The following is a 14,752-nucleotide window of genomic DNA, read 5'->3' as shown; positions in this document are numbered from 1 at the left end:
AGAGATAGCGTCATGGGGTGGCAGTGAGTCTGTTGGGGAAGGCCGGCCGCGCACCGGCCGCACACGAATCAGGATTTGCCGCGCATCGGGCGGGGGTGGACCGGCTGCTGGCGAGTTATCGCGCCATACCTCGGGACGCGAACGTGCGGCTGGCCAAGAAAACGTCGAACCTGTTCCGCGCCCGCGCCGCGAGCACGGCGCCCGGTCTCGACGTCTCCGGGCTGACCCGGGTGATCGCAGTGGATCCGCAGGCCAAGACGGCCGACGTGGCCGGCATGACCACCTACGAGGATCTCGTCGCCGCGACGCTGCCGTACGGGCTGGCCCCGCTGGTGGTGCCGCAGCTGAAGACGATCACGCTCGGCGGCGCGGTCACCGGCCTGGGCATCGAGTCGACCTCGTTCCGCAACGGCCTGCCGCACGAATCGGTCCTGGAACTCGACGTGCTGACCGGCGCGGGGGAAATCATCACCGCGACGCCGGAGCAGCATGCCGATCTGCTGCGGGGATTCCCGAACTCCTATGGCACGCTCGGCTATTCGACCCGGCTGAAGATCGAACTGGAGACCGTGCAGCCCTACGTGGCGCTGCGGCACGTGCGCTTCCACGATCTGAACGAGCTGGAAGCGGTGATGGCGCAGATCGTCCTCGACCGCTCCTACGACGGCGAGCCCGTCGACTATCTCGACGGCGTCGTGTTCACCGCCGACGAGAGCTACCTGATTCTCGGCCGCCAGACCGACGAGCCCGGCCCGGTCAGCGACTACACCGGAATGGACGTCTACTACCGCTCCATCCAGCACGACTCGAAGCAGCCCAAGCGTGACCGGCTGACCATCCACGACTACCTGTGGCGCTGGGACACCGACTGGTTCTGGTGCTCGCGGGCCTTCGGCACCCAGAACCCGAGGATCCGCCGCCTCTGGCCCCGGCAGTACCGGCGCTCCAGCTTCTACTGGAAGCTGATCGCCCTGGACCACAAGTACGACATCGCCGACCGGCTCGAGGCCCGCAAGGGCAATCCGCCGCGCGAGCGGGTGGTGCAGGACATCGAGGTGCCGATCGAACGCACCGCCGAATTCATGCACTGGTTCCTCGACGAGATCCCGATCGAACCGGTCTGGCTGTGCCCGCTTCGATTGCGTGACAGGGGGCATACCACGAATGAACGCCCCTGGAGCCTGTACCCGCTGGAGCCCGAGCGCACCTACGTGAACGTCGGCTTCTGGTCCTCGGTCCCGACCGTGCCCGGCCAGCAGGAGGGAGCCGCGAACCGTGCCATCGAGCGCAAGGTGTCCGAACTGGACGGTCACAAATCCCTGTACTCGGATGCCTACTACGACAAGGATGAGTTCGCCGAGCTGTACGGCGGCGACGTCTATCCCGAGTTGAAGAACCACTACGACCCAGATCATCGTTTACTGGATTTGTATTCGAAGGCGGTGCAACGCAAGTGACCACGTTCAAAGATCGTTCCGACGTCTTCGCGGAACTGGGAACCAGGCTGACCATCGCCGAGATCTTCGAGACTCTGGTCGATGGTGCGGTGCCGATCCGATTCACGGCCTACGACGGGTCGAGCTGCGGACCGGAGGATTCGAAGTACCGCCTGGACATCCGCACCCCGCGCGGGATCAACTACATCGCCACGGCCCCCGGCGATCTCGGCATGGCCCGCGCCTATATCTCCGGCGATATGCTCGCCGAGGGCATCCACCCGGGCGACCCCTACGATTTCCTGCGCGCGATGAGCGACCTGAAGTTCCGGCGTCCGTCGGCGCTGGCGCTGGTCACCATCGCGCGCTCGCTCGGCTGGGACGCGCTCAAGCCGATCGCGCCGCCGCCGCAGGAGACGCTGCCGCGCTGGCGGCGCATCGCGCTGGAGGGCCTGCGACACTCGAAACACCGTGACGCAGAGGCGATTCACCACCACTACGACGTCTCCAACGAGTTCTACGAGTACGTGCTCGGCCCGTCCATGACCTACACCTGCGCGGTGTACGGCGACGAGAACTGGACGCTGGAGCAGGCGCAGGAGAACAAGTACCGCCTGGTGTTCGACAAGCTGAACCTGAAGGCGGGCGACCGGCTGCTCGACATCGGCTGCGGCTGGGGCGGCATGGTCCGCTACGCGGCCAAGCGCGGGGTCAAGGTGATCGGCGCGACCCTGTCCAAGGAGCAGGCCGAGTGGGCGCAGAAGAAGATCGCCGAGGAGGGCCTGCAGGACCTCGCCGAGGTGCGCCACTCCGACTACCGCGATGTGCCCGAATCCGAGTTCGACGCGGTGTCGTCCATCGGGCTCACCGAACACATCGGCGTGCACAACTACCCGGCGTACTTCGGCTACATCCAGAGCAAGCTGCGCGACGGCGGCCTGTTCCTCAACCACTGCATCACCCGGCCCGACAACACCCGCACCACCAAGGCCGGTGACTTCATCGACCGCTATGTGTTCCCCGACGGGGAGCTGATCGGTTCCGGCCGCATCATCTCCGATATCCAGAACGTCGGCCTCGAGGTCGTGCACGAGGAGAACCTCCGCCCGCACTACGCGCTCACCCTGCGGGAGTGGTGCAAGAACCTGGTCGACAACTGGGACGACTGCGTCGCCGAGGTGGGCGAGGGCACGGCCAAGGTCTGGGGCCTGTACATGGCGGGCTGCGCGCTCGGCTTCGAGCGCAATGTGGTGCAGCTACACCAGGTGCTGGGCATGAAGCTGGGCGAGAACAAGGAGTGGACGGTCCCGCTGCGCCCGTGGTGGAACGCCTAGAGGAGCGAATCCAGGAATTTCCTCGGGATATCCGGGATTTCGGAGTGTTCCGCGCCGAGCAGCATCTCGTTGCGCAGAGTGTGCAGCAGGGAGAGCACCCCCGGGCCCGCGTCCAATAGTGGCCGGGTCCAACCCAATTCGGCGCAGCGGGCCACCGCCGGGGTGAGGGTTCCTATCGCCTCGCCGGTCCAGCCCGCCGCCGACAGGCATTCGGCCAGCAGCAGCGCCGCGTCCAATTCCGCACGGGGGCGGTGCTGTTCGGCCATCCGGCCGTGCAGGGCGCGGGCGCGCTTCACCGCGGAATCGCTGGTGCCGAGCGGGGCCAGCTCGTCGTCGCCGAAGGTGTCGCCGCCGCGGTAGTGGCGGGCGAGCAGGCCGCGGATGGTGGCCGTCTCCTCGGCCTCGGCCGCCAGCGCCGCCGTGCCCGCGCTGTGCCGCATCGGGCGGATCGCCGGTTCCGCCCCCGTGGAGCCCGGCACCTGGTCGTTCGGGAGATCCAGGCGCAGGCGTTCGGCGCGGATGTGCGCGGCCAGCCGAGTCAGCTTGCGGTCGGCGGCGATTCGCGCACCCTCGTCGAGCCGCGCCGCCGCCGTCTCCATATCCCCGCGCACCGCCTTCACCCGCGCCCCCACCACGAAGGTGGTGATCATGAAGTCGACCGGCCCCACCCGGGCGACCAGCTGATGGCTCTGATCGAGCAGCGGTTCGGCCGAATCCAGATCGCCGCGCCTATACGCGACCTCGCCGAGCAGCGCCGCCGCCACCCGCACCGCGTGCGAGCGCGGGCCGGAGCGATCCCGGGCGGTCTGCCACGCCTGCTCGAAACACTGTGTGGCCGTGTCGATATCGAGCTGCTCGTAGGCCGCCGCGCCCTTGCCCAGCAGTCCGAAGACGATACCCAGCGGATCCTTGGAGCGGGCGTGGTACTGCGCGGCCCAGTCCTGCATGGCGCGCGCACCCTCGAAGTCGAAATCGCACAGGCGCACGAACGACACCAGGTTGGCGGCGGTCGACACCGTCCACGGCGGCAGGTCGTCGGCCAGCTGCAGGCAGTCCGAAACCTTTTCCAGCACACCGTCGGTGCGGTCGCGCGCGACCTGATCGGCGGCGCCCAGCACGGCCGCCTCGCAGCGCTGCCGCACGGTCTCGGCGTCGGAGGACGAGCCGCGCGCCAGCATGCTCGACAGCCGCCCCAGCGCGGTGCGGGCGGCGCCGGACTGCTGCAGATTGGTGTTGGCCCGGGCCAGCGCCATCAGCAGCTTGGATCGCGAAGCCACCTGCTGCACCGGCAGTTTCGACACCGTTCCCAGCAGCGTGGCCAGGCGCGAGGTGTCGATCAGGTCCATCCCGCCGCTCTCCAGCAGGTCCAGCGCCATCTTCATATCCGCGGCCGCCAGCGCGTGCTCGACCGACTTGCGCACCAGCTGATGTTCGGCGTACCAGCGAGAGGCCTTGCGGTGCAGCGACTTCAGCTTGCCCGGGTGCACCCGCTCCAGCCGGGCGCGCAGCTGCTCGGCGAACAGCGGCTGGATCCGGAACCAGTCCGGGTCGTGGTCGATACGGCTGACGAACAGTTCCCGCTGCTCGGCCTGCTCCAGCAGATCCTCGGCGTCCGGCTCACCGCTCAGCGCGGCGGCCAGCGACCCGCTGACCTTCTCGGTGACCGAGACGCACATGAGGAACTCGAGCATGCGCGTATCCAGCGTGTCGAGCACGTTCTCCGACAGGTAATCCCGGATCGCCTGGTTGCCGCCGGACAGGTGCGCGATGAGCTGCGCAGGATCGATCTCGCTCGACGCACCGCTCGTCTCCGCCGGTCGGCCACCGCGCAGCGACAGGCTGACCAGCTGAATGGCGGCGGGCCACCCGTCGGCGGCGGTGTGAATCTGCTCGACCTGCTCGTCGGTAAGTGGAAATCCGTTGCGCCCCACCAGGATCTGCCTGGTTTCCGCGGGCGTCAGACGCAACTCGTGACAGCCGATCTCCACCAGTTCGTCGCGCACCCGCAACCGGCTCAGCGGCAGCCCGGTCTGCTCCCGGGTGGTGACCACGAATCGCAGGTGATGACAGGCGTTGTCCAGCAACGCGTCCATGGCCCGATGCGCACCCGGGTCGGTGATCCGGTGCCAGTCCTCGATCACCACCACGACCGGTCGCCCGCCGGTGTGGATCTCGTCGATCAGCGTCGAGATGGCGTAGGGCACCGCCTCGGCCGGGCGCTCCTCCAGCACCTGCTCCAGTCCAGCGCCGATCTCCGGGTACACCCGGCGGATCGCCTGCACCAGGTGGGCGAGGAACCACACCTCGTTGTCGTCGTCGTGATCGATGCCGATCCAGGCCACCGCGGTCCCACCGGCGCTCAACTCGGACCGCCACTGCGCCGCGACCGTGCTCTTGCCGAATCCGGCGGGGCCGTGGATCACCGCGAGCCGCCGCCGATCGGCCGATCGCAGGATGTCCAGCAGCCGCGGCCGCGACACCGGCTCCCGCGCCGGTGTCGGGGGGCGGAATTTCGTCGCGGCCGTGGGCGGCAGCGTGACCGGCGCACCCGACGTCTCGGACCCACTCGGAGTCTCGGAGGGCCTTCGCGTCGTCGACCCGGGCGGACCCGTCACCACCGAGCGCGAGCGCAGCGACGGATACGCCTGCGGCCCGTCGCGGAGAGTCTCGTCCGCGCCGGGCCCGGGATCCAGCAGCGCCATCTCGTCGGGCAGTTGCCCGTGCTCGCGCTGCACCGACCGCAGCAACTCGCCCAACTCCAGCGCCGACACCGGCCGTTCGGACGGCTCCGCGGACATGGCGCGCTCGATCACACCCGCCACGCCCGGCGGAATGTCCTGCTCACGCAGGTTCGGAATGGGCTGGGTGGTGATGCGCAGGAACTGCGCCACGATCTTCTCGCCCGACTGCCGCTCGAAGGCGGCGTGCCCGGTCAGCAGGGCGAACAGGGTGGAACCCAATCCGTAGACGTCCGAGCGCACGGTGGGTTCTTCGCCCTTGAGCACCTCGGGGGCGGTGAAGGCGGGCGAACCGGTGATCATGCTGGTGGAGGTCCGGAATCCGCCCGGGATGCGGGCGATGCCGAAATCGGTCAGCTGCGGCTCGCCGTAGCGGCTCAGCAGCACATTGGCCGGTTTCACGTCGCGGTGCAGCACATCCACCCGGTGCGCGCTCTCGATCGCCCCGGCCAGCTTGACCCCGACCCGCAACGAATCCGACCAGTTCAGCGGCCCGTGCTCGCGGACCAGATGCTCCAGCGACCCGTGCGTGGCGTACGGCATCACAATGAACGGCAGGCCCCCGGCGGTCACGTCCACCTGCAGCACGTCGACGATGTTCGGATGGCCGGACAGCCGCCCCATCGCCTGCTCCTCGCGCAGGAACCGCTCGCGGCTCTCGTCGTCGATCTCCGACGACAGCACCTTCACCGCGACCGTCCGGTCCAGGGCGCGCTGGACACAGCGGTAGACGACCCCGAAGCCGCCGCGGCCGACCTCCTCGGCATCGAACAGCCCCATCGCCGCGAGCTCGTCGGCGATCCCGATCGGCGGGTAACGCTGGGTGTTCGATTCGGCGGGAGTATCGGTGCTGCGGACCTTGCCCGTGTGTGGGTTCATTGGACCACCTCGAACTATCCGCGCTGACTCCAACGTAGCGCGGACCACGGTCATCCGGTGGAGATTCAGCCCGCGTGTGTGAGGACCGACCAGTCCGAACGAAAGCCCTTCGCACGCAATACGGCCCGGACCACGAAATCCGTGATCCGGGCCGTACCGGGGCCGAGCGCTACTTGCGCAGCGAGGCCGGGACCTCGAACCGCTTGCCGTACTTGGCGGCCAGCTCGTCCGCGCGGGCCACGAAGGCGGCCTGTCCACCCGGGTAGCCGACGATGAACTGATGCACGCCACCGGTCCAGGCCGGGTAGCCGATGCCGAAGATCGAACCGATGTTGGCATCGGCCGTCGACGTCAGCACGCCCTCGTCGAAGCACTTCTGGGTCTCGATGGCCTCGATGAACAGCTGCCGGTCGATCAGGTCCTGGAACGGGACCTTGTCCTCGGTGCTGGTGTTGAAGTGCTCACGCAGGCCCGCCCACAGGCCCTGACGCTTGCCGTTCTCGTCGTACTCGTAGAAACCGGCCTTCTCCAGCCGGCCCGGACGACCCTGCTCGACCATGTAGTCGATGACATCCTGCGCCGGATGCCGCTCGGTGCCCAGCTTGGTGTCGCCGGCCTTGGCGGCCTCCAGGGTCTCCTTGGCGATCTTCTGCATGAGCTTCATGTTCAGCTCGTCCGACAGCTGCAGCGGCGCCGCCGGGTAGCCCGCCTGCAGACCCGACTGCTCGATGGTCTGCGGGTCGATGCCCTCGTTCAGCATGGCGATCGCCTCGTTGACGAACGTACCGATCACGCGCGAGGTGAAGAAGCCGCGGCTGTCGTTGACCACGATCGGGGTCTTGCGGATCGCCAGGGTGTAGTCGAACACCCGGGCCAGCGCCTCGTCCGAGGTCTTCTCACCCTTGATGATCTCCACCAGCGGCATCTTGTCGACCGGCGAGAAGAAGTGGATGCCGATGAAGTCCTGCTCGCGCTTCACGCCGGTGGCCAGGCCGGTGATCGGCAGCGTGGAGGTGTTGGAGCCCAGCAGCGCGTCCGGGGTGACGATGTCCTCGATCTCCTGGAACACCTTGTGCTTGAGTTCGGTGTTCTCGAAGACGGCCTCGATCACGAAGTCGACGCCCTCGAGATCCTTGGCCTCGGCGGTCGGGTGGATGCGGTCCAGCAGCGCCTTGGACTTTTCCTCGGTGGTCTTGCCGCGGGAGAGCGCCTTCTCCTCGATCTTCTCGGAGTAGTTCTTGCCGCGGTCGGCCGCCTCCTGCGAGATGTCCTTCAGCACGACCTCGTAGCCGGCCTTGGCGGAGACGTACGCGATGCCCGCGCCCATCATGCCCGCGCCGAGCACGCCGACCTTCTTGATCTCCTTCTTCGGCACGTCCTTCGGCCGCGAGCCACCGTTGTTGATGGTCTGCAGGTCGAAGAAGAACGCCTGGATCATGTTCTTCGCGACCGGCCCGGTGAGCAGGTTCACGAAGTACCGCGACTCGATCAGCGACGCGTTGTCGAAGTCGACCTGCGCGCCCTCGATGGCGGCGGACATGATGTTCTTCGGGGCCGGCATGTTGGCGCCCTTGAGCTGCTTGCGCAGGTTCGCCGGGAACGCCGGGAGGTTGGCGGCCAGCGCCGGGGTGGACGGGGTGCCGCCGGGGATCTTGTAGCCCTTGACGTCCCAGGGCTGCACGCCCTTGTCCGGGTTGGCCTTGATCCACGCCTTGGCCGCGGGGACCAGCTCCTCGACCGAGCCCACGACCTCGTCGACCAGGCCGATGCCCTTGGCCTTCGCGGCGTTGAACTCGTTGCCCTGCAGCAGGATCTGCATCAGCGCGTTCTGGATGCCGAACATGCGCACGGTGCGGGTGACGCCGCCACCGGCGGGCAGCAGGCCCAGCTTCACCTCGGGCAGGCCGATCTTCAGGCCCTTCACGTCGGCGGCGATGCGGTAGTGGGTGGCCAGCGTGATCTCCAGGCCGCCACCGAGGGCGGCGCCGTTGATCGCGGAGACGACCGGCTTGCCCAGCTGCTCCAGGCGGCGCAGCGCGCCCTTGATGACGGTCAGCTCCTCCATGATGCCCGCGGCGTCTTCCGGCCCGGTCTTCATCATGTTCTTGAGGTCACCGCCGGCGAAGAAGGTCTTCTTCGCGGAGGTGATGACGACACCGGTGATGTCGTCCTTCTCGGCCTCGAGGCGGTCGACGGTGGCCTGCATCGAGCTCTTGTACAGCTCGTTCATCGTGTTGGCGCCCTGGTTCGGGTCGTCCATGGTCAACACGACGATGCCGTCGGCGTCCTTCTCCCAGGCGATCATGTTGTCGGTCATGTGTTTTCGTCTCTCCTGTGAGGTAAGGGCGTCAGACGCGCTCGATGATGGTGGCCACACCCATGCCGCCGCCGATGCACAGGGTCACCAGGGCGTAGCGGGCGTTGCGGCGCTCCAGCTCGTCGACCATGGTGCCGGTGATCATCGCGCCGGTGGCGCCCAGCGGGTGACCCATGGCGATCGCGCCGCCGTTGACGTTCAGCTTCTCGTTCGGGATGTTCAGGTCCTTCTGGAACTTCAGAACGACCGAGGCGAAGGCCTCGTTGATCTCGAACAGGTCGATGTCGTCGACGCTCAGGCCGGCCTTGGCGAGGGCCTTGTGCGCGGCCGGGGTCGGGCCGGTCAGCATGATGGTGGCGTCGGCGCCGGAGATGCCGGTGGCGACGATGCGGGCGCGCGGGGTCAGGCCCGAGGCCTTACCGGCCTCCTCGTTGCCGACCAGCACCAGCGCGGCGCCGTCGACGATGCCCGAACTGTTGCCGCCGTGGTGGACGTGGTTGATGTTCTCCACGAAGTGGTACTTCTGCAGCGCCACCGAGTCGAAGCCGCCCATCTCGCCGATGCCCTTGAACGACGGGTTCAGCTTGGCCAGATCCTCGGCGGTGGTGCCCGGGCGCATGTGCTCGTCGCGGTCCAGCACGGTCAGGCCGTTGAGGTCGCGCACCGGCACGACCGACTTGGCGAAGTAGCCGCCGGTCCAAGCCGCGGCCGCACGCTCCTGCGACTGCACCGCGTAGGCGTCGACGTCGTCGCGGGAGAAGCCCTCGATGGTCGCGATCAGGTCGGCCGAGATGCCCTGCGGGACGATGTAGCTCTCGTAGCTGGTCCACGGGTCCATGAACATGGCGCCGCCGTCGGAGCCCATCGGCACGCGCGACATGGCCTCGACGCCACCGGCGATGACCAGGTCCTCGAAGCCGGAGCGGACCTTCTGAGCGGCGAGATTGACGGCCTCCAGGCCGGAGGCGCAGAAGCGGTTGATCTGGGTGCCGCCGACGGTGTCGGGCAGGCCCGAGGTCAGCACGGTGGTGCGGGCGATGTCGGCACCCTGGTCGCCGACCGGCGACACGACGCCGAGGACGACGTCCGAGATGCGCTCTTCGTCCAGGTTCGGGAAGCGGTTACGCAGCTCCTTGACCAGACCGGTCGTCAGATCGATCGGCTTGACCGAGTGCAGCGAGCCCTTCTTGTTGCGGCCCCGCGGAGTGCGGATGGCCTCGTAAATGTAGGCCTCTGTGGTCATATCGGAGTCTTTCCTTCCTTAGGCTGCGCCGACACCGCAGTGCCCGGTATCGCCGCAGGTAACCTCGCCGACCGGCCATGCGACCGACCGTGTAGACGCTGTACAAACGTCGACATGCCACGGCCCACGCATGTTCCGGTCGCCCGTACGCCTGGGCATACCATAGAACCTCGTAGCACCGCTGCTGACGACCACCCGTTCATAGTACAGCCGGATGCGAACTCCGGTTAACTTAAGGCCGTCGGGCAGGTGTCTGTCAACCCTCCAGACGTGTGGCGCCCAGCTCACTCACGAGCAACTCCAAGGCCACCTCATCGGGGTCGCGGCGGTCTCCCGCCGGAACCGGGCGGGCCGACTCCGCGAGCATCTCCTGCTCCTCCTCCGGCGTAGACGCAGGTGGGACGCCCTCATAACCTACCGACGAGTAGTCGGCCGGGCCGGGATCGTCGGGAGTATCCGGCCCGTCGGGCAGCGGAATGTCGTCGTCCGGGGGCGCCGAGCGCGACCCGGATTCGGTGCGCGCCGGACCCGATTCGCGACCGCGGGCAGTAGGGGTGGAATCGGGGTTGTCGGCGCTGGCGGCCTTCAACTGGCTCGGCCGGGTGTACCGGGGGGCCTCGGCCTGGCTCGCACCCGGCTGCCCCGGACCGGAGCCGTGCGCGGGCCCGGCGCCACGGTTCGGTGCACCACCGCCCGCGGAACGGCCGCCGCTCCCACTCGCCGACCCCGCGCCGCGATTCGACGCACCGGATCCGCCGGATCCGCGATCACCACCGGCGGGCGCACTCCCCGCGCCGACCTCCCAGCGCACCCCGTGCTCGCGCCCCAGTACCGCATGCACGGCGGACTGCACCGCCTCGACGTACTTCGGATTCGACAACCGCTGCGCCAACGGCGCGTGCTGATGCGCGAACACGATGGTGTCCCCCTCGACCCGCGCCACCGAGGCCCCGGACAACAGCGCATGCACCGCCGCCCCGAACTCCCGCACCTTGGCCCGGATCTCCCCCCACTTCGCCTCGACCTCCGCCGCGAGATCGCCGCCGGGAGCGGGGGCGGCCGACGGCGGCGCCTCCGCGACGGCCGCGTCCGAATCTCGGGATTCCGGCGGAACCTGAGCATCCGGAGCTTGCAGCGCGGTCGCGGGTTCGGCGACAGCGTCCGCCGCTGCGTCGGAGGTGACTTCCGCAGCGCCACTGCCGGAGTCGTCCGCCGAGACATCCTCGGCCGGCTCACGCGGCGGCAGAGTTTCGCTGTCGGCCGACACAGACCGATCCACCGGATCCGAATCAGCTTGCAGCGCATCGATATCGGCAGCATCCGGCGGGGACATCAGCGCAGCGGGATCATCATCCTCCGGCTCGATGGGCGAATCGGCCTGCTGCTCATCCAACTCGGGACGCTGCGCCCGTTCCGATTCCGGATCGGCAGACGCCTCGGCACGCTGAACCGGTGCACGCTGCGTACCGGAATCCGTGGACGCCTCGGCGGACTGAGCCCGTGCTTGCTGCGCATCGGCACCCGTGGACGCCTCGGCACGCTGAGCCCGTGCTTGCTGCGTACCAGGACCCGAGGGCGCCTCGGCGGGCCTAGTTGGCGCAGACTGCGTATCGGGACCCGTGGGCACCTGGGCGGGCTGCTGAGCCGGTGCTTGCTGCGCGTCGGCACCCGTGGGCACCTGGGCGGACTGAGCCGGTGCGCGCTGCGTATCGGAACCCGTAGGCGCCTCGGCACGCGGAGCCCGTGCTTGCTGCTCATCGGCACTCGTGGGCGCCTCGGCGGGCTGAGCCGGTGCGCGCTGCGTATCGGGGCCCGTGGGCGCCTGGGCACGCTGGGCGGGATGCGGGCGTGGCTCGGCACCTGCCGCGGCGGACGGCGCGGATGCGGGTGGCGCATCCGAACTCGATGGCGCTGCAGCCGGTGCCTGCCCGGAGTCGGCGGGCGCAGGCGGGTCGTCCGTCCTCGATGGCGCTGTCGCCACTTGCTCGGAGGCGGGGGCATCCGGTCCCGGCGACACCGCCTGGGAGCGTGGCGATTCGGCCGCACGCGGGGTGGGCTCGGGCCGCGGGGGCGCCGTGTCAGCGCCGGGTTGTGCTGTGGTGCCGGACTTTTCGGCGCGGAGGGCGGCCAATGCCTCGGCGCCGCGGCGGCGGGGGGCGCCGGAGGACGGCGGCGCGGACTGGGGTGCCGGGCTCGGTGCGCCGGTACCGGCGGCCGCTCCCTGATTCGGGGCGGAGGCGGCGGGCGATATTGCGCCACCGGCCATTCCGCGTTCCAAGCGCTCCAGGCGCTGCAGGGTGGCGGACTCGGTGTCGGAGACCGACGGGAGCAGCATGCGGGCGCAGACGACCTCGAGCAGCAGGCGCGGGGCCGTCGCGCCGCGCATCTCGCCCAGGCCCTCGTGCAGCAGTTCGGCGTAGCGGGTCAGCGTGCCGGGGCCGATGCGGTCGGCCTGGTCGCGCATGCGGTCGAGGACATCGCCCGGGCCGGTGACCAGGTTGCGGTCGGCGGCGTCGGGCACCGCGCGCAGCAGGATCAGATCGCGCATGCGCTCCAGCAGGTCGGTGGCGAAGCGGCGCGGATCGTGACCGGCCTCGACCACCCGGTCCACGGTGCCGAACAGCGCCGCGCCGTCGGCCGCGGCCAGCGCCTCGACCGCCTCGTCGATCAGCGCGATATCCGTGACGCCGAGCAGCGCCAGCGCGCGCTGGTAGGCGACGCCCTCCGGCCCGGCACCGGCCAGCAACTGGTCCAGCACGCTCAGGCTGTCGCGCGGGGAGCCGCCGCCGGCACGGATCACCAGCGGGTACACCGCCTCCTCGACCTGCACGCCCTCCTGCTCGCAGATCTGGCCGAGCAGGCCGCGCATGGTGGCCGGGGGCAGCAGCCGGAACGGGTAGTGGTGGGTGCGCGAGCGGATCGTCGGCAGCACCTTGTCCGGTTCGGTGGTGGCGAAGACGAAGATCAGATGGGCGGGCGGCTCCTCGACGATCTTGAGCAGCGCGTTGAAGCCCGCGGTGGTGACCATGTGCGCCTCGTCGACGATGAACACGCGGTAGCGCGATTCGGCCGGGGCGTAGAAGGCGCGGTCGCGCAGCTCGCGGGTGTCGTCCACGCCGCCGTGGCTCGCGGCGTCCAGCTCGATGACATCCAGATTGCCGGGACCGCCGGGGGCCAGCGCCACACAGGAGGGACACACCCCGCACGGACGGGAGGTCGGGCCCTCCACGCAGTTCAGCGAGCGCGCGAGGATGCGCGCCGACGACGTCTTGCCACAGCCGCGCGGGCCCGAGAACAAGTAGGCATGACTGATCCGGCCGGTGTCGAGTGCGGTGCTCAGCGGTTCGGTGACGTGTTCCTGGCCGATCACTTCTGCGAATGTTGCCGGTCGGTACTTCCGGTACAGAGCCACGGCCCGAGGGTACCGGCGACCCCCGACTGATTTGAGGGTGCCGCTGTTTTCGCTGCCGCCGCGCCGTATGCGATCGCGCCGCCCGGCGTGGCGGCCGCGACCCGCGCCACCGCGCACAGCGGAGCCGCCCCTCGGACGCCACCGATCCAGCACCGGGCGGGGCCGCCCCCACGGCGGCGAACCAAGCACAACCATTCCGGCAACCCGTTAGCGCACAGGACGACAGACCGATAAGTTCGGTTCGGTTCCGAACAAATTCGATCTACAACTAAAGGCCCTAGTTTGCAGAGCCCCACGCGTTTCCCGGCCCTTGTTTACGAACCGGCTCCCCGTTTGAATGTGATTTAGCGAACATAACGATCCCGTAACCCGATTGGCCTTTCACGCAATCGACTGGCTAACGTGAGTTCCGGCAACTTCGGTAGCCAAACCTTCATCAGGTTGGTGGCTCCGGCCGGTCCCTCATCCCGGCCGGGGCACAACCTGAAAATCACAGACCTCTCGCTCTGTCCCGGAGGAAATGTCGACCGTGCAGTCGTGTGACGACATCGCCACCGCCTGGCTTTCGCATACCGATTTCGCCGGTAATCCGGACGCCGCAGGCCTGCTGAGCCGCGCGATCAATCCCCAGGAGTTCGCACTCAACCGCGACTCGCTACCGGTGGCGGCCGCCGCCGATCCGAAGACCTCGGCCGCGATCCTGGAACTACTCGAACGTGGTCAAGTGCCCACAATGGCGGCCATCCGAACCCTTATCGCGCAGAACGAGATGCGCGCGGAGGCCGAGCGCATCGAGCGCATGGGCAAACGCGCCCAGCGCAGTATCGACGAATTCGGGCGCGTGCTGGCGACATCCACCCACGAATACTGGGCGGAACACGGAATCGGGCCGACGCGGCGCGACATTCTGCTCACCGATCCGGTGATAACTCTGATCCGCGAACGCGTAGGGGATATCGCGCCGAATGCGGTCAAACATCTCTGGTTGATCGAGCGGGCGCAGCGGGCGGGCTGGATCGCCTACAGCGCCACTCCCCGATCGCTGTGCGCGGCAAGGCGTTTCCACTCCGCCAAGTACGGGAATCGAGTGTCGCTGCGGCCGGTGAACGCCATCTGCACGCTGGTGGCGGGCTATCTCGACGAGTACGAGCGCACCCACGGCAGGCCGCCGCGCTGGTCGCTACTGGCCCACGATCTGCGCGACGACCGCGGCCGCCGGGTCTTCAACGACACGGCCGACGCCCGCGCGCAGCAGCAGTGGCTGGCAACGGCGGAGTGGCTGGCCGTCGAGGACGACCTGCCGATTCCCGGGCCGCGCGGGCGGCGCGCGCTGGCACGCAAGGGTCGCCGATAGAACGTTCGGTAATTTCTCTCTACGCGAAACGCGCCGGAA

General features: G+C 68.7%; 7 protein-coding genes. 3 read left to right on the top strand and 4 right to left on the bottom strand.

Annotation, left to right across the window (positions count from 1 at the left end):
• The first annotated feature begins 23 nt into the window (after positions 1-23).
• On the top strand, positions 24-1,457 hold the full coding sequence (locus NM1_RS24385) for an FAD-binding oxidoreductase (RefSeq protein WP_068024139.1): 1,434 nt from the start codon (positions 24-26) through the stop codon (positions 1,455-1,457).
• Positions 1,454-2,770, top strand: coding sequence for a class I SAM-dependent methyltransferase (locus NM1_RS24380; RefSeq protein ID WP_068024136.1), 1,317 nt, complete (start codon positions 1,454-1,456; stop codon positions 2,768-2,770). Before NM1_RS24385 ends, NM1_RS24380 begins: the two co-directional genes overlap by 4 nt.
• Here the strand turns inward: NM1_RS24380 and NM1_RS24375 are convergent.
• The 4 genes from NM1_RS24375 to NM1_RS44680 form a co-directional block, all read right to left on the bottom strand.
• Positions 2,767-6,387 (bottom strand): serine/threonine-protein kinase, encoded by a 3,621-nt coding sequence (locus NM1_RS24375; protein ID WP_068024133.1) that lies wholly within the window; start codon positions 6,385-6,387, stop codon positions 2,767-2,769. The two genes, NM1_RS24380 and NM1_RS24375, sit on opposite strands and share 4 nt — an antisense overlap.
• A 169-nt stretch (positions 6,388-6,556) precedes the next feature.
• Entirely contained in the window at positions 6,557-8,704 is a 2,148-nt protein-coding gene (locus tag NM1_RS24370) for a 3-hydroxyacyl-CoA dehydrogenase NAD-binding domain-containing protein (protein ID WP_068024131.1), read from the bottom strand.
• A gap of 31 nt (positions 8,705-8,735) precedes the next feature.
• Positions 8,736-9,947, bottom strand: a complete 1,212-nt coding sequence (locus NM1_RS24365; RefSeq protein ID WP_068024129.1) for an acetyl-CoA C-acetyltransferase — start codon at positions 9,945-9,947, stop codon at positions 8,736-8,738.
• A gap of 256 nt (positions 9,948-10,203) precedes the next feature.
• Complete coding sequence (locus NM1_RS44680) at positions 10,204-13,359, bottom strand: DNA polymerase III subunit gamma and tau (protein ID WP_084519985.1); 3,156 nt, start codon at positions 13,357-13,359, stop codon at positions 10,204-10,206.
• A gap of 520 nt (positions 13,360-13,879) precedes the next feature.
• On the opposite strand from NM1_RS44680, the gene NM1_RS24355 reads away from it, so the two are divergent.
• On the top strand, positions 13,880-14,713 hold the full coding sequence (locus tag NM1_RS24355) for a hypothetical protein (protein ID WP_068024125.1): 834 nt from the start codon (positions 13,880-13,882) through the stop codon (positions 14,711-14,713).
• The last annotated feature ends 39 nt before the right edge of the window (positions 14,714-14,752 follow it).

It is taken from the genome of Nocardia mexicana NBRC 108244 (assembly GCF_001613165.1).
Classification (GTDB): domain Bacteria; phylum Actinomycetota; class Actinomycetes; order Mycobacteriales; family Mycobacteriaceae; genus Nocardia; species Nocardia mexicana.
Note: the sequence above shows the minus strand (reverse complement) of the source record. Positions and strands in the feature narration are given on the sequence as shown.